At 38.6% G+C, this 16,437-nt stretch carries 10 protein-coding genes; 1 reads left to right on the forward strand and 9 read right to left on the reverse strand.

Annotated features, from left to right (window positions below):
* Positions 1–64 precede the first annotated feature (64 nt).
* From PQ460_RS13780 to PQ460_RS13795, 4 genes are all read right to left on the reverse strand, one after another.
* Positions 65–1,672 carry an ATP-binding protein gene (locus PQ460_RS13780; protein ID WP_274170162.1) on the reverse strand — a complete coding sequence of 536 codons (1,608 nt, stop codon included), beginning with the start codon at positions 1,670–1,672 and terminating at the stop codon, positions 65–67.
* 182 nt (positions 1,673–1,854) lie between these two features.
* Positions 1,855–3,582: a carboxylesterase family protein gene (locus PQ460_RS13785; RefSeq protein ID WP_274170163.1), complete on the reverse strand. Its 1,728-nt coding sequence runs from the start codon at positions 3,580–3,582 to the stop codon at positions 1,855–1,857.
* Positions 3,583–3,908: 326 nt separating this feature from the next.
* Positions 3,909–5,069 (reverse strand): C40 family peptidase, encoded by a 1,161-nt coding sequence (locus PQ460_RS13790; protein WP_274170164.1) that lies wholly within the window; start codon positions 5,067–5,069, stop codon positions 3,909–3,911.
* A 157-nt stretch (positions 5,070–5,226) separates the two neighbouring features.
* Positions 5,227–6,831 carry an N-acetylmuramoyl-L-alanine amidase family protein gene (locus tag PQ460_RS13795; RefSeq protein WP_274170165.1) on the reverse strand — a complete coding sequence of 535 codons (1,605 nt, stop codon included), beginning with the start codon at positions 6,829–6,831 and terminating at the stop codon, positions 5,227–5,229.
* 579 nt (positions 6,832–7,410) lie between these two features.
* Here PQ460_RS13795 and PQ460_RS13800 point away from each other — a divergent pair.
* Entirely contained in the window at positions 7,411–8,454 is a 1,044-nt protein-coding gene (locus PQ460_RS13800) for a glycoside hydrolase family 53 protein (protein WP_274170166.1), read from the forward strand.
* A 541-nt stretch (positions 8,455–8,995) separates the two neighbouring features.
* On the opposite strand, the gene PQ460_RS13805 is transcribed toward PQ460_RS13800, so the two are convergent.
* The 5 genes from PQ460_RS13805 to PQ460_RS13825 all read right to left on the reverse strand — a co-directional run bounded on the left by PQ460_RS13805 (position 8,996) and on the right by PQ460_RS13825 (position 16,295).
* Positions 8,996–10,477 (reverse strand): glycoside hydrolase family 32 protein, encoded by a 1,482-nt coding sequence (locus PQ460_RS13805; protein ID WP_274170167.1) that lies wholly within the window; start codon positions 10,475–10,477, stop codon positions 8,996–8,998.
* Between the two features lie 238 nt (positions 10,478–10,715).
* Positions 10,716–11,693 (reverse strand): LacI family DNA-binding transcriptional regulator, encoded by a 978-nt coding sequence (locus tag PQ460_RS13810; RefSeq protein ID WP_274170168.1) that lies wholly within the window; start codon positions 11,691–11,693, stop codon positions 10,716–10,718.
* Positions 11,694–11,954: 261 nt separating this feature from the next.
* Entirely contained in the window at positions 11,955–14,018 is a 2,064-nt protein-coding gene (locus tag PQ460_RS13815; protein ID WP_274170169.1) for a beta-galactosidase, read from the reverse strand.
* 434 nt (positions 14,019–14,452) lie between these two features.
* Positions 14,453–15,331, reverse strand: a complete 879-nt coding sequence (locus PQ460_RS13820) for a carbohydrate ABC transporter permease (protein WP_204824358.1) — start codon at positions 15,329–15,331, stop codon at positions 14,453–14,455.
* Positions 15,332–15,404: 73 nt separating this feature from the next.
* The gene (locus PQ460_RS13825) at positions 15,405–16,295 is read right to left on the reverse strand and encodes an ABC transporter permease (protein WP_274170170.1); all 891 of its coding nucleotides are present in this window, start codon (positions 16,293–16,295) and stop codon (positions 15,405–15,407) included.
* Positions 16,296–16,437 lie beyond the last annotated feature (142 nt).

Below are 16,437 nucleotides of genomic sequence, written 5' to 3' on the forward strand. Positions count from 1 at the left end.
CCTTGTATATCAAAGGCGGCTTTTTATCATGCTATATTTTGCTGTATCTATAGACGGTATTCTTTTATTTCTGTTGCTCTTGCTTCACAGAATCAATGATTTCTGCAAGCTTTTGGATAGGCAATGGCTTAGATAATGCACCATTCATACCGGAAGCCATAATTTGCTTTTGGTCGTCTTTGAACGCATGAGCTGTCAAAGCAATAATCGGAATATCATTGCGATTGACTTTGCCAGAGTTACGTATTTCGTCTGTAGCTTGAAGTCCATCCATAACAGGCATTTGAATATCCATTAGTACAAGATCATAACCAGAATCTTTTTCTAACGTGCGCACAGCTTCCAGACCATTTTCGACACATTCTGCTCGATGACCTAACTTTTCTAACATACGCATCGTAATTAGACGACTGATTCGGTCATCATCTGCCAAAAGTACTTTCAGTCCGCTAGCATTAGATTCCTCTTCTGTTTCTACAGGTGGTTCTATAGACTTATGAGAAGGAGCATATTCTGTATCTACACCTTCACTTGTTGATGTATGAGCATAAGCCAGAGGAATTGTGAATTGGAAAATAGTACCTATCCCTTCATCGCTATCTACTGTAATATGTCCACCCATTAACTCAACGATCTGCTGACTGATGACAAGCCCTAGACCAGTGCCGCCAAATTCACGTGTCTGTGAATCATCGACCTGACTGAAACTTTTGAACAGCTTGGGCATATCTTTTTCTGCAATACCAATCCCTGTATCTTTTACTTTAAAATGAAGCATCAATTTATCTTCGATTAATTCCTGCCCTTCGACAGAAATCTTCACTGAACCCTGACTCGTAAATTTAATTGCATTACCGATCAAGTTATTCAGCACTTGTTTTAATCGATGTGGATCACCGACTACGATTTTAGGTACACGTTTGCCAATGTGCAATAATAGATCAATCTTTTTCTCCAATGCTAACGGACGATGCGCTTTGATCGTAATATCCATCAATTCATGAATATTGTATTCTATATTTTCAAGATTCATCTTTTCCGCTTCGATTTTGGAGAAATCAAGTACATCATTAATTAACGTCAACAACGTTTCCGCACTATTTTGGACAATCTTCATATTATCACGTTGTTCTTGATCGATCTCACTTAATAAGATCAATTCAGTCATTCCAATAATTCCGTTCAATGGTGTCCGAAACTCATGACTCATATTTGCAATAAAACGGCTTTTGGCGCGATTAGCTGCTTCTGCTAATTCTGCTGCACGCTTGGCTTGTTGTTCCGCTGTTTTGCGATCTGTGATGTCAAATTGAATCCCTACAAAATAATGACATTCACCATTCCGGTCAAAAATAGGATCTAAATTAATTTCATTCCAAAAAGGAGTTCCCTCTTTGGTATAATTCAAAATTTCGATCACAGCAGATTCCTGCTTAGCTAGAGCTTCACGAATCTTTTTAACTGCTGCTGGATCAGTATCTACACCCTGTAGAAAACGACAATTGTATCCGATCGCTTCATTTTTGGTATACCCAGTTAACTCGGTAAAATGACTATTTACAAAAACAAGCGGAAAATCACTTCTTCTTGCATCAGCAATCGTTACCGAAGATTTTAAATTTTGTACCACATATTCCCAATCGACTGCTGCTATTTTAGGATCTATATTCATGGTGCCTCCCAAATATTGTTATCAAGTTCAACCATCAGTTGTATCTATCATATAATTATAGCTAAATTTAAACAAGTATATGATTATTCAAACGAATTTCTATCATAAATTTAGAATAAAAAGTACTGAATACGTGAAAATCACTCACTTATCCAGTACTTTTACCAAAAAAATGTATTTTTTTAATATTGAGCATCCATAAAGAATCTACCTTTTAATACGTTATCCCATACCACAGACTTCGCAGTATTCGATAACGATGATTGAATAGTCGCCATCATTTTAGCTGAAGTCGGTGCTGGCTGGATAGTCTTTAATATCGCTTTGGTATTGGTAGCATCAAATTGCAATAATGTACGCGATTGTTGCCACGATGTCCAAGCCGGTGTATCGCTTACTTGCATCGATTGATCATGTAAAAACTGACGAATATATTGGCGATAACGATGCATCAATTGTATTCTTCCAGCTTCATTATCGTCTTTATAAAATTGATTTTTGAATAGTAGCCCGTAATTACTATCAGCAAAATGACCACTCAAAAAGTCCATGTCTACTCCATGTGTAGCGGCTAAATATTTAGCTGGTGCTTGCAGGCCTTTCACTTCTGTACCCCATGCAAAACGATACACATAGATCGGTAATGCTTGAGTATCTTTTGTAAATCTATCTGCTACTTGATCTGCATTAAAAGCAGAATATAATTGACTTCCATACTGGGTAGCTTGCCAGAACTGCTTTTCTTTTGCTGGTGTCCATGAATTTGAAGTGAATTGCTTACTAAATTCTGGATCATAGGCAGCAAATACATTGAATTCATTTTTCATACTACCAATTAACATTGGAACACGATTGTATTGTCCGGTCTGCACGACATCAAATCCATTTTTCGGTAATACATGACCATCTGCAAATAAATGCGGAAATTCAGACATTCGAATCATCACGCTACCGACTGCTTGCACCAACTGTTTGCTATCTAATGAACGTAATGTTTGCTGTAATGTTTGCGCATCCGTTTTTTGAAGATAGGTCATAGCTTCTGCTGTTGTACTGGCTTTGCCTGCTTGAACTAGTACTGCGGCTAATTTGCTATCCGAATACGCTTGTCCTTCCGCCGGCGTAGCTGTAGTCATACCACCACTTAAAGGCATTACCTTAGCGAACAGCCCTTTGGCAAGCGGTGAAATGACCAATGCCAACACATCACGAGCGCCCGCAGATTGACCGCCCAGTGTAACATTGTCTGGATCACCACCAAAACTACTTATCTGTTGCTGTACCCATTTGAGTGCTGCAATCTGATCTAACAGCGCAAAATTGCCTGAATCCTCTAGCGGATTACCACTTTTGATTGCAGTATTGTTAAGCCATCCTAATAATCCTAAGCGATAATTAACAGTAACCACAACCGATTGTGTACTGGTAGCCAATGATTCGGCTTCCAAAGCCGCAGAGCTACCTGTCACATTACCTCCTCCATGCAAAAATACAAGTACAGGCAGATCAGTAGCTGTCGTATGTGGACGATAGACATTAAGATATAGACAGTCTTCCTCGCCTACGGCTTTGCCATCTGCTAATTGAGTACAGATATTGCCTGCCTGACGTGCGCTATACTGTTCACTCGCAGATGATGATAGAGGTTGAGGTGCTTTCCAACGCAAATCTCCTACAGGAGCTTGTGCATAAGGAATACCTGACCATACTAATGTATTGTTGTTACCTGTCTGTAACCCTGTGAATATACCGGCGTTTGTTGGTTGTGTTACATCATTTTGATATTTATAGTTCATCGTATCACTCTTTGTTTGGTTAGATTGAACGGCTGCTTCAGCAGTACCGTTGCTAGATAATATACACATTAATACGAGCAACCACAACCATGTTCCTTTTTTGTTCATCTTCATTTGAATACCTCCTTCATTATGTACCGCAAGCCATTGCATCAAGTGAATATACAAAGAAAAGTGTACGAATAAGCACTGTCTAATAAAAATAGACATAAAAAAACCTAATTCGGCGCTAGAAATACACAGTAATGTGTCCTTCTATAGCTAAATTAGGTTTTGCCTGCTACACGCAGTAACAATCCTTTATATGATGTGTAGTATACACACTTCTGATAACGCTTACAATAGTTTTATAAAAAAAGCAAACCGTTCCTTTCTCTACACTTTGTAAAGAAAATAACGGTTTGCTTTTATAGTTACCAGAGCTTTAACATCAATGTTATTTATTGTAAAACACGACGGGCTGTTACATAATGCTTCACCCAATAATCTAGATCAAGATTAGAAATAGCAATTCCGTCCAAACTCACACTATTATGAACTAGCTTATTATCGCCAGCGTATATGCCTACATGAGAAATCACATTCGGGTCGCCACCTGAGAAAAAGAGCAAGTCCCCTTTTTGCCATTGTCCACGTTCAACTTCAATACCTACATTTTTCTGGTATTGTGTGCCCCAGGCAAGATCAATTCCTGCTTGTCCAAATACATATCGTGTAAATGAAGAACAATCGAATAACGTAGGTGCTTCATTTTTACCATATCCATAATGTGTAATACCTTGTAATGCTAATGCACTACCTAAAATAAGATCCGCTGTAGCTTCATCTAATGGTGAACCTGTTGCAAGTGTAGGTGGCGGTGTAACCGTCACAGGTGGTTGAAACGGAGTATCATCCACTTCTGGAATAGCATCTACAGGTAGACTTGTCAAAACAGGTGTAGCCGATGCAGGTAATGTATAGGAAACATAATCTGTAGATACATACCCTACTGTTCCAGTACTGTCTTTAATTTTGATCCAAGATACACTAGGTTGCTCTAACGCTTTGAATGTCTCACCAACAGGTAATACTCGTAACACATCACTTCCTGTTGTAGGCTCTGCTCGAAAGTTCACTCCGCGTTCTACAATACCTGTACCAGGATCATTTGTACGTGGTATAGGTGTTACCGGTGTGCTTGTAGGTGCCGGAGCAGGCGCACTTGCTTGAGTAATCGTTGGCGTTGACGGTGTATCTTTAGCAGTCTGCAATTTGGAAGACTGTTCTTGACTGGATACTGTATTCGATGCTGGTGATGTACTCACCGGATTAGATTCTTTTGGCTTTGGCGTGTAATTGATATAGCTTGCCGATACATAGCCTGTTTTGACTCCTACTTTTACCCGTAGCCAATAACTGTTAACTTCGCGCAGAATCTTAATATTAGTGCCCGGTTGAAGTGTGCCATATACTGTACTATCCGGTGTAGGACCTGAACGGAAGTTGACAGGTAGATTTACTTTACCCACAGGTACAGGCGTTGTTGCTGCTTCCATCATTTGAGGCGTAGAAGTCAGTAACACAGCTGCTGTTACCAGAGTGATGAGATTTCGTTTCATAGATGCCCTCCTTGAAAATGCTGTTGCCTTCTGTCTGATATGTAGAGTTATGTATGAACCACTAAAAATGACAAGTTCGTCATTAGTTTACCGTGGTTCATTACCACACACTCTTTAAAATGAAACATTAAAGTTTCAATGAAATCGTATAACCTGCTTACAAGACACCTAAATATTCTTTAATTCCAGCCACCACTGCTTCTGCCAATTGTTCTTGAAAAGCATCGGTATACATCAAAGCTTCATCTGTCGGATTGCTTAAATATCCAGCTTCGATCAATATAGCAGGCATTGTTGTTTCTCTTGTCACATGAAGGCTCTTCTGATGAATACCACGATCTGATAATCCAAGCGCAGCTACTACATGCTTATGCACAATCTGTGCAAGGGTTAAGCTACTTGAGCGGCTATAATACATTTCTGTACCGCTTGGAGAAACAGCAGAAGTTGTACTATTTCCATGAATAGATACAAATACATCTGCATTCAGATCATTAGCCACTTTTACTCGATCCGGCAATGTAGGATAGCTATCATCACTACGTGTTAATACAAAATCAATATCAGGCTCTTGTTCCAATAACGCTTGAATCTTGAGCACTACAGGTAAAGTAAAGTTTTTCTCATATTTGCCTGTAATGCTAATTGCTCCTGAATCTTTGCCACCATGACCGGCATCAATAACAACTAATTTTTTGCCATCTTTACCAGGGCCAGAACTTGGTGTCACCGGTACAGCTTTGGAAGGTGTATCGGTTGGTGTAGCCGTAGAATCACTATTCGGATCAGTAGATGTTGAACCATCTGGATTGGTTACTACTACTGGGTCTGTTGATGTATTTGGATTACTGGAGACTTGTGTATTTCCATTATTGGCTGTACCATTTCCATTCGTAATCGTAGAAGATGGCTTAACTGCTCCATCTAACTCTACAATAACTACACCTTTGTTATTGTTAATGACTTTATATTTCTGTGCATTGTTAAGATCCATTACTACACGCACTGTAGAAGGTTCGTTGCTAAATAGAGAATACCGAATACCTGCTACATCTGGATCACCTGTGACATCTACTTTGCCTACATTGCCCAGGTTCATCACTTTACCATTTAAAAAGGATTCAGAAAAAGCTGTTTTCGGCAAATCAAGAACGATCCGATTAGGATTAGTCAAAGCACTATATTTAGGCGATGCTGTTCCATTTAATGTAACTGTTAAGCGACTATCACTAAAGCTAATAGCTTGCAAAGCAGATTGATCAGCCGTATCTGCTGTCGTAGTTGTGTCTGTAGGGTTACCTTTTGCAGGAGTAACTACTTTTTTAGGAGTAGTCAAATACACCGTTTTGGCTGTATTGTCCCATTTCACAGTTGTGCCTGTATTTTCACTAATAAATCGAAGCGGTACAAGTGTGGTTCCATTTTGCAATAAAGGCGCTTCTGGCAAATCAATCGCCTTGTCATCGACGGTAGCGGTATGACTTCCTGCTGCTAATTGTAATGTTGTTTTGCCTTGCTTGATTGTTGCTGTTTGTGTACGGTTCGACCAGCCTACTTTGTAGCCCAATTGTTCAACGATCACACGTAACGGTACCATCACTGTGCCATTAACAGTCTCTACTTGTCCACTTGCTGGTAAAGCTAGCTCTTGTCCATCTAAATTAATATGCGTGCTTTCTGTAATTGCAGCATGTCCTGTAGCAGGCAATACTATCATGAAGATCATTATTAACGTTAGCATCCACAAACCTGTTTTTTTCATATTATCCCTACCATTCCCTGGTTCACATTATGTATGATGCGATGTCCCAGTCATTATTGTGATACAACTGCATGTCAAGAAGCCCGATTGTGTGGTCAAAAGGAAATACTGAATACCTTATTTATCGGTAAGTTCAGACATAACCTTTAAGCGATTGAAACATTTTTATAACATTCTTGTTATTTATTTCGCCAATTACGTATGCAACTCCTTTTAAAAAGAAAAATCGTTTATATAAACAGCAACTTTGTAAGCAAAATTAAGTTTGTTATACGTAATCTTTACTATGTAATAACAGTTATATCATAAAGGGTATTTTCTACATTGTAAATCACCAGTCTGTAGTTTTTAACATATTGTGTAAGAGCTATCTTGATATAGCAACAATCATTATTTTGTATACCTAAGTATGGAAAATGTTATTTACGAATCTTTATTGTCAAAAGTGCTAAAATATTGAGTTTTTATAGGTTACCTTAGCAGGATAGTCAAGCTACAATAAGTGATGTTCCTTGCTAAAAGGAATTATTTTTTAAGATTTAATGTAAACGCATACAATAAAATTCTAGGAGGTTATTTATGTTCAAGTGGTCTGGTAAAATCATGAAACGTATATCCGGGGTTGTACTTAGTCTCTCTATTCTTACAGGGTTAAGTTATAGTGTCGCTCCGCTTACACCTACAGTACATGCAGCGACTTTTGCCAAAGGTGCAGATGTAGGCTGGTTATCAGAGATGGAATCGTACAACTGGGCTTTTTATAATGACGCAGGTGTCAAACAAGATGCGCTACAAATTTTAAAAGATCATGGGATGAACTCGATTCGTCTACGTGTATGGGTAAATCCAGCTAAAAACTTTTCTAATAAAGCAGATGTCATCAAACAAGCCGTTCGTGCTAAAAAAATGGGATTCCGTATTATGATCGATTTCCATTATAGCGATGTATGGGCAGATCCTGCGAATCAGACCAAACCGAAAGACTGGGCAAATAAAGATTTTAATGGATTGATGAAAGCTGTCTATGACCATACGTATGATGTATTGACCGCTCTCAAAGCTCAAGGCGTTACACCTGAATGGGTGCAAGTGGGTAATGAAACGAACAATGGTATGTTATGGGAAGAAGGACGCGCTTCAGCAAATATGAAAAACTTCGCATGGTTGATTAATTCCGGTTATGATGCAACCAAAGCGGTAAATAGTAGCACCAAAGTTATCGTTCATTTATCTAATGGATATGATAATTCGTTATACCGTTGGATGTTTGACGGACTCAAAGCAAATGGTGCTAAATACGATGTAATCGGTATGTCATTGTATCCTGATAAAAACAACTGGCAGACGTTAACACAACAAACGCTAACCAATATGAATGATATGGTGGCTCGTTATGGCAAAGAAGTGATGGTCTGTGAAGTTGGGATGGATGCCAGTGATCCTACAACCTCCAAAGCATTTTTGACTGATATTTTGAACAAAACACGTTCGGTATCCGGTGGTAAAGGATTAGGCGTATTCTATTGGGAACCTCAGTCTTATGGTACATGGTATGCTTATACCAAAGGTGCTTTTGATTCTAAAGGGAAAGTGACTATTGCTTTAGATGCGTTTTTGAACTAAAAGCTTGAGTTGGTGCTGAAAAGGGAAATCGCTTCAGGGGCAGTATTGTCCTTGTCGTCGCTGTTGAAGAAGAATGCATGGAATGACTGCTAGGCAGTCGGCATTTTTCTTCAAAGGCGAGCGCTTCGCTCTTTCAGGACTATACTTTCCCTTTCGCTTGTGCGGTAAGGTAGATTTGGATTAGAGCACACCAAAGAGAAAAGATGAATGTGGTGGGAGTGGCTTTTTGGTGTGATTTTTGGGTTACGTAGTAGGTAGTTGGTTTATAGGATTATGGATTTCATTTTTATGGATAAGTTTTCAAGCGTTAAGATTGTTATTTTGGAAATGGCATGAAATATGGTTTTCATTATTTGTTTTATTATTTTATTAGGATGTTTGTAAATTGTTTTTAAGATGAGATTGAGTCTAATATGAATAGAATGATTTAAAAAGTAAAATCATTAATGGGTAGACAAAATGTGTGTAAAATTTATGTAAATATAAGGTAAAAGAGCTATTCTACTGCTGTTACACAGTTAGGAATAGCTCTTTTTTTACATCATTTATCTATTACCAGTTCAGGACGGGCTAGATTCCAGATGTGTAGAGATTCTACTTGAGTAATGCCATTGGAATATAACGCAATGCCTTGTGATTCTTGTTGTGGATAAATGCGTCCGGTCATAACTTTTTCGCCATCTTGTAAAAAGATTTCTATAGAAGATGTATCTACAAAAATGCGTACATGTAGTTTGCCTTCTGGTGTGGGTAGTGAAGTGATACGTTCACCGCCCGGGCCAATACCGGATTGATCGCGGTTGAAGCGGAACAATTGCTCGCGTGGTGAATAGCTAAGTACTATTGTTTCTGCTTCACCTGTACGTAAATGAATTGCAAATTGTTCGGTTTTGGTAACATCGACGGTCAGTTCCATCTCGTAACTTTCGCCTCTGTAATCTAATACTTGTTGTCCTTGCACTTCAAATGAGTCTGCATGTAATCCATCTAAGCGATATTGCTCTAATTCTGCTACAGGACGGAATAACAATCGTTCGCCATCACGAATCACTTCACGTGGTAATGTCATAGCCCCTGCCCAATGATGCCCGTTCTGTGTAGGCATAACAGCTTCCCAGCTATCCATCCAACCGATCATAATACGTCTACCCTGTTCGTCTAATGTAGTCTGACAAGCATAAAAGTCAAAACCGTAATCGATCGGAACATACTGATTATAATTAAAAATACCTGTATCTGTATTTAGCTTACCCACCATATAGACTGTGGAATGTAAATTATGATAATTATTGCCTTGAGGAGCCATCCGTTGCGGAGACATCATCAATACATCTACCCCATCCAAGTCGAATACGTCAGGGCATTCCCAGTTATCGCCCAATGTACCATCACTTTGCGCCATGACATTTACATATTCCCATGTGTGCAGATCAGCAGAACGATATAGCAAAATCAACCCTTTGCCTTGATCGTCATTAGAACCAAGTACCATATAAAATTGTCCATCCCGCACAAATACTTTAGGATCGCGGAAATCTTTTTGACTGGTATGTGCTGGAATCTGATCGGTATTGATCACCGGATTATGAGCATCTTTTTCAAAAAGAACCCCATCTTTGGATACAGCTATATTCTGAACTTGATAATAGTCTTTGGTGATATCAGGCCCTGTCATGATATGCCCTGTATATAATAGATACAGATCTTCGTTATGTTCTATCGCACTTCCTGAAAAACATCCGTCACGATCGTATTCTTGATCCGGTGCCAAAGCAACCGGTAGATGTCTCCACTCTACTAAATCTTTACTTACAGCATGTCCCCAGTGCATCGGTCCCCATACTGGTTGATACGGATGATATTGATAAAATAAATGATATTCACCTTTGTATTGAATAAAGCCGTTGGGATCATTAATCCAACCAAACTCGCCCATAAAATGATAATGTAAACGATATTGATCTACTAATAAATGCTTGGATTCAGCAATAAATACATTAGCCCGCTCAATACTGTAGCTCATCTGTAATCTTCCCCTTCTTCGCTCGAATAAGAAAAGTGTTTTATGATTGCTCATACTTTCAAAATGTACCACATATTGAAACGCTAAATCATTATATTTGTTGAAGTCAATCATACACATTACAGCCTGTGTATTCTATATAAAATACTGGCAAAGTGACAAGGTGTCATATGCAGGTAGCAATTACCCAATAATGCCTATCAATCGGTTAACATACCTTTTATAAAAAACCTCCACACTACATCGTGGAAGCTCTTTCAATCAAAGTAACATCTAGCTGATTTTTGATGATATAGTCTTCATTATTAATTTGTTGGCTCAATAATGCGATCGACAACTTTCCTATCTCTTCAATCGGCTGACGAATCGTTGTAAGTGAAGGCGTAATCCAGGGAGCAACACTGACATCATCATAACCAACGACTTTAATTTGGTCAGGTACATGGATGCCCATTTCCATACATTCTTTGATCACATACGCTGCGATAATATCACTTGTTGCAAACACGCCATCCAGATCTGGATTATCCAATAACAGTTCGCGGATTAATTGCTGATATTCTCGTGTATGGAAAACATTCATATCTGTTTCAATGACAACATGATCAACATTATGTACATTGACTACATCCAAAAAAGCTTTACTTCGCTCATTCGCAAGTAGATTCAACTGTAAATTTCCACAAATATGAGCAATCTTACGGCAGCCTTTACTAATCAGCAATTCGGTTGCCAGCTTGCCTCCCATATAGTTATCCGAAGAAATAAAAGGAATATCGCCTATTTGACGATCAAATGTAACAATAGGGCTTTGCACATTTTGATACTGTTCTATTTCCAGTGTATGGCTACTCATAATAATGCCATCGACTCGATTACCACGCATCATATCGATATATTCTTTTTCTTTGACCGGATCAAGATGCGAGTTACATAACAATACCTTCATTCCTTTTTCATACGCAAAATACTCAATATGACTAGCAAATGAAGCAAAAAAAGGATGTGATACATCCGGCACAATCAACCCAATAATATTTGATTGCTTATTTTTGAGTGAACGTGCAATTTCATTCGGTTGGTAGTTCAACTCTTCCATCGAAGAGTACACTTTTTTACGAGTCTTATCACTGATATAGCCCCTGTTATTTAATACCCGGGATACTGTTGTTGGAGTGACGCCAGCATGTTTGGCGACATCATGTATGGTCGGCATGTCTCTCCCCCTCTTGATAATTTGAATAATAAGTAATAAATGTAAACGGTTTAACTTTCTCTCTATCGTTATATACGTTTCTTTCAGATTTCAATATATATGAAAGTACAACAATATTCAATGTTATTTTAATTGTTTCGACATATAATTTATCTGAAGGTGATTTTTACAGCAGATATATATCAAAATAAAGATTAAAATTGAAAAGTATATAAAAATAAGGAAGGAACGAGTACTCCATTCCTTCCTTACTTTTAGGATTTAAATGCTTCTTTTGAGAACACGAATTCCATAAGCTGGAACCTCTAATTTACTGGATATTCCAGTATTGTATGCCTCTGCTAACATGTCATAATAGGTTTGTTGATCCAAAGAAATCTGTTGCGAAGTTGATGTGTAATTCTGAATAAACAGAAATTCATCTTTGTCGTTTGTACGTGAGTGAGCAGTCACTCCTTCAGGTAAATCGACTGCTAATGTACGCTTGATTTCTTGACGTTCGGTTAATTTTCCGATCAACTCATTTAAGAAAGAATACTCTGTGCGAGCTGCAATATAATAAGCTTCGCCTTGACCAAATTCATTCACTGTCAGTGCTGGACGATCTGCATAAAAGTCGTCTCCGTACACAGCTAATACTTTTGCATTTTCCAAATGGATCAAATCGCAAAGTTCTTTCACTTCATACGTCCCTTGGAATTGTAATGTATTATTATCTGACATTTTCAATTGATTGCGCTCATGGTCATGTAATCCGTCGATTTCTTCTGACCAGATGCCCAGTACTTTGCGTAGAGGCCCCGGGAATCCACCTAAAAAGCATAAATCTGTCTCATTTACGATACCAGACCAATACGTACTTACGAGTGTTCCGCCTGCTTCTACAAATTTCTCTATGCGCTCGCCTACGCCATCGCGTACAAGATACAACATAGGAGCTACTACGATTTTGTATTTAGATAAATCTTGATCCATATCAATCACATCGACAGGAATCCCTCGCTCCCAGAAAGGACGGTAGCAGTCAAGTACAGTCTGATCGTATTTCATGCCGATATTACGAGGCCCTTGACTGTCTTTGATCGCCCAGCTATTTTCCCAATCATAGATAACAGCAACTTCTGCATTCACATGACTGCCTACGATATCTTGCATACTGGATAACGCTTGCCCTACATCCTGTACATCTTGAAATACGCGTGTATGCTCATGCCCTACATGGTCAACAACAGCGCCGTGGAACTTTTCGCTTGAACCACGACTTTTGCGCCATTGGAAATACTGTACAGAATCTGATCCATGTGCAACTGCTTGTAATGAAGATAGCATATGCATATTCGGACGTTTATTTTTACTGACATCTTGCCAGTTCGTTAAGCTTGGAGTACTTTCCATCAATAGGAAAGGTTTTTGTTTAATAGAGCGAACAATATCATGCATAAAGGCAATACTTGCTCCTTGTACAGTGTCTCCTGCTTGATCATGCCATGTTGGATAGCTATCCCATGACAATACATCTAATAGATCAGCAAATTTCCAGTAGTTCAATCCATCGAAATTACCGGTAAACATAAAGTTAGTCGTTACAGGCAACAAACGATTGATTTTACGCAAAGGCTCTATTTCATGACGGCAAAAGTCTACGGTCTGATCAGTCACAAAACGACGCCAATCCAGATTCATACCATGTACTTGTGTCTCCCCGTGTGGTGCAGGTGATTCCACTTGAGACCAATCGGTGTAGGTATGGCTCCAGAAGTTCGTCCACCATGCTTCATTGAGATTATCCAGTGTATTGTATTTGTTCTGTACCCAAGTGCGGAATGCATCCTGACAGTAATTACAATGACATTCCCCGCCGTATTCATTGGAAATATGCCAGCCGATTACTGCTGGATGCTCCCCATAACGTTCTGCTAATTTGCTGTTCATCGTTTCTACCTTTTCGCGATAGACCGGAGAAGTAAAACAATGATTATGACGGAAACCATGCAGATTACGCACACGATTTGCTTCTACACGTAACACTTCAGGGTATTTCGCAGACATCCACGCCGGGCGTGCTCCACTTGGGGTAGCTAATAATGCTGAGATACCGTTCGCTGCAAAGTTATCTAATATACGATCTAGCCATTCAAAGTTATAGACACCTTCTTCAGGCTCTAATGCCACCCAAGAGAAAATACCTACAGACATCACGTTACATTTGGCTAATTTCATTAAGCGAATATCTTCTTCTAAAATATCAGGACGGTGTTGCCATTGCTCAGGATTATAATCGGCTCCATGAAGCATATGGTTCCAGGTTGGTTCAATAGTGGTCATGATTGGCTCCTTTAATGGTTACATATTTGCTTGATGTTAGACCGCTCCGGGAACAAAATCATTCTGTCGGTCGCTGGTAAGATTGGATATCTTGATTGGACTGCTAAGCAGTCGATATCCAACCTTAAAGGCTTCCTTTAGAATTGATTTTGTTCCCTGCGCTCTGCTAGGGGTGCAACTTTTTACAAGATAAAGTACGCCCTTGTAGACTGGGTAGCAGGGGTAGGGATTTTGAGATTGGTGCTACTTTCATACTCTTACACTTTTTATAGGCTTTTTTAGTTACAACATAGATGTTAAATATCGTTATACAAGATGTGTACTCTTAATACACATAAGTGCTTGATTTGTTTTGAAATATTTTAAAATATGATAATTGTTGATAAATACATTATTAATACTATGTCATTATTTAGCAGTAATAATTAATGATACTATTCTTTGACAGAACCTAGAGTCATACCTTTAACAAAGAATTTTTGTAGGAAAGGATAGACGATTAGGATGGGTGCTGCGCCGATAAAGATTTGGGCGGCTTTGACAGTTGTTTGAGAGATCAATTCCATTTCTTTCGGGCTGGAACTCATTGAACTCATATCTTGTTGAATAATAACCGTTTGTAAGAATGTTGCTAACGGGAATTGGCTAGCATTGTTTAAGTATAGCAATCCATCAAACCATGAGTTCCAATGGAATACCATGCTGAATAAAGTGATCGTTGCGATTGATGGTAATGAGATCGGCAAGTAAATCGTAAACAGGGTACGGAATGGCCCTGCTCCATCGATAAATGCGGCTTCTTCCAGTTCTTTAGGAATTCCGCGGAAAAAGTTAAGCATTAGAATAACAAGGAATGTATTTACAGCGCCAGGCAATACCAATACCCAGAATGAATCGATTAAGCCTAATTTCTGAATAACGATATAAAATGGCACTAATCCACCTGTAAATACCATGCTGAATACAAAAATCCAAGAGTAAATATTGCGTCCTTTAAAGACCGAATTGTCTTTGGACAATGGATATGCGGCTAAAAAAGTTAGACATAATGTGATCGCTGTACCGATCACAGTACGCAATACTGATATCCAGATCGAATGTAAAAATACCGGGTTAAACATGGTCTTTTTGTATGCTTCTAATGAAAATTGAATCGGCCATAGTGCTACTAGATTAGCATCGGCTGCTGCTTTGGAACTGAGTGAAATCGCCAATACATGTACTAAAGGTATGATACACATAATTGATAATAGGATAAGCAAAATAGTATTAAATACATTAAACACGCGATATCCTTTAGTTTTGAAATACATATTCTCCCTCTTTCCTTTACGTTTCGCTTTTTAAATGATCCGTTGATGTTGTACGAAGGTTACCAAATCACCTTTAGAATATACGGTAGTTCGCCCATTTGTACGCCAAACGGTAAGACAGGAGAATGAGAATCATACTAATGACTGATTTGAATAATCCGATCGCTGTACCAAAGCCCATTTCACCATTCAAAATCGCTGTACGATAGACGAAGGTGTCGATAATATCGCCTTTCGCATATACAAGCGGGTTGTATAAGTTAAATATCTGATCGAATCCAGCGTTCAATACATTACCAAGTGCCAGCGTACCTACTACGGCTACCATTGGAATCATTGAAGGGATCGTTACGTACAATGTTTGTTTCAAGCGAGTCGCTCCATCCATCTCTGCTGCTTCATAAAGAGAAGGATTGATACCTGCTAAAGTTGCCAAGAAGATGATCGTATTGTATCCAAATTCCTTCCATACATCAGATGCAATGACTGTGAACCGGAACCAGTCATTATCCCCGAGAAAGAAGATCGGTTGTACGCCGAATGTGCTTAAAATACGGTTAGCAAATCCATCGGTTGCCAGCAAATCGATTAAAATACCACCCAAAATAACCCATGAAAGAAAATGCGGTAAGTATACTAATGTCTGGATCGTACGTTGCAATTTCACACGACGAATTTCATTTAACAAAATAGCAAAAATAAAGGGTACAAATAAATTAAAAATTAATTTCAACACTGCAATAACCAATGTATTCCAGATTACCTGTATACTATCTTGTCGTTCAAATAAATAACGGAAATTAGCAAGCCCTACCCATTCTGAACCTGTAAATCCTAACCATGGTTTGTAATCTTGAAAAGCCATCACGATTCCAGCCATCGGTACATAACTGAAAATAAGTAAGAAAATCATAGATGGTAGTAGCATGACATGAAACGGCCAATTTTTGCGTAGTGTTTTCATTTCTCTCCTCCTAATGCCTTGTATATCGTATTTCCTCTATATTTCTATATCTCTATATATTTCTGTTCAGTAGATAGGAAGAAAATAACGACTCTGGATAGAGTCGTTATTTTCTCATATCCTTTTGTTACTGTTCGATCAA

The sequence above is a fragment of the Paenibacillus sp. KACC 21273 genome, assembly GCF_028736095.1.
Taxonomy (GTDB): Bacteria; Bacillota; Bacilli; order Paenibacillales; family Paenibacillaceae; genus Saccharibacillus; species Saccharibacillus kyungheensis.

What these genes read in the sequence shown, in the direction of transcription:
- PQ460_RS13780 (WP_274170162.1), bottom strand. Translation starts at nt 1,672, where the DNA reads ATGAATATAGATCCTAAAATAGCAGCAGTCGATTGGGAATATGTGGTA.
- PQ460_RS13785 (WP_274170163.1), bottom strand. Translation starts at nt 3,582, where the DNA reads ATGAAGATGAACAAAAAAGGAACATGGTTGTGGTTGCTCGTATTAATG.
- PQ460_RS13790 (WP_274170164.1), bottom strand. Translation starts at nt 5,069, where the DNA reads ATGAAACGAAATCTCATCACTCTGGTAACAGCAGCTGTGTTACTGACT.
- PQ460_RS13795 (WP_274170165.1), bottom strand. Translation starts at nt 6,831, where the DNA reads ATGAAAAAAACAGGTTTGTGGATGCTAACGTTAATAATGATCTTCATG.
- PQ460_RS13800 (WP_274170166.1), top strand. Translation starts at nt 7,411, where the DNA reads ATGTTCAAGTGGTCTGGTAAAATCATGAAACGTATATCCGGGGTTGTA.
- PQ460_RS13805 (WP_274170167.1), bottom strand. Translation starts at nt 10,477, where the DNA reads ATGAGCTACAGTATTGAGCGGGCTAATGTATTTATTGCTGAATCCAAG.
- PQ460_RS13810 (WP_274170168.1), bottom strand. Translation starts at nt 11,693, where the DNA reads ATGCCGACCATACATGATGTCGCCAAACATGCTGGCGTCACTCCAACA.
- PQ460_RS13815 (WP_274170169.1), bottom strand. Translation starts at nt 14,018, where the DNA reads ATGACCACTATTGAACCAACCTGGAACCATATGCTTCATGGAGCCGAT.
- PQ460_RS13820 (WP_204824358.1), bottom strand. Translation starts at nt 15,331, where the DNA reads ATGTATTTCAAAACTAAAGGATATCGCGTGTTTAATGTATTTAATACT.
- PQ460_RS13825 (WP_274170170.1), bottom strand. Translation starts at nt 16,295, where the DNA reads ATGAAAACACTACGCAAAAATTGGCCGTTTCATGTCATGCTACTACCA.